Raw genomic sequence first — 739 nt, 5'->3', positions numbered from 1 at the left:
CAATGATCAGATCATCGATGGTGGCGAGCTGACATCTGTCACGCAACCGACCAATGGTGTGGTGGCGTTTAATGCCGATGGCACCGTGACCTATGAGCCCAATGATGATTTCAACGGGACCGATACCTTCACCTATACCATCACCGATGAAGACGGTGAGACGGTCACTGCGACCGTGACCATGACGGTGAGCCCTGAAAATGATGCCCCGGTGGTCGGCGCGATCAGCTTGCCGGACGGCACCGAATATCAGTCCTACACGGTGACGAAAGAACAACTGCTGGGCAATGCGTCCGATGTGGATGGCGATGCGTTGAACATCACCGCTGTGTCCGGTGGATCGAACCTGGCGATCACCGATAACGGCGATGGCACCTGGACGATTATTTCTGATGAAGAAGGGGCGCAAGACATCAGCTTCACCGTGTCCGATGGCACGGCCGAGGTCACCCAAAGCGCGACCATCAACTTTGCCGATGTGGACAACACGGCCAATGATGATGCGGCCACGGTGGGCGAAGACGGCTCCAAAACCATCAATGTTCTGTCCAATGATCAGATCATCGATGGTGGGGAGCTGAGCGCTGTCACCCAGCCGGAAAACGGCGAAGTGACCTTTAATGCCGATGGCACGGTGACCTATCAACCCCATGATGATTTCAACGGCAGCGATAGCTTTACCTATACGGTGACGGATGAAGACGGTGAAACTGTCACCGCCACCGTGACCATGACGGTG

At 55.6% G+C, this 739-nt stretch carries 1 protein-coding gene; it reads left to right on the top strand.

What is annotated here, in order from left to right:
• The coding region (locus tag IEW74_RS17240) for a tandem-95 repeat protein (protein WP_188667428.1) at window positions 1–739 on the top strand (739 nt) is incomplete at both ends.

Source organism: Terasakiella brassicae, assembly GCF_014641495.1.
In the GTDB taxonomy this organism is placed as follows: domain Bacteria; phylum Pseudomonadota; class Alphaproteobacteria; order Rhodospirillales; family Terasakiellaceae; genus Terasakiella; species Terasakiella brassicae.
This window is presented reverse-complemented; position numbering and strand designations above follow the sequence as displayed.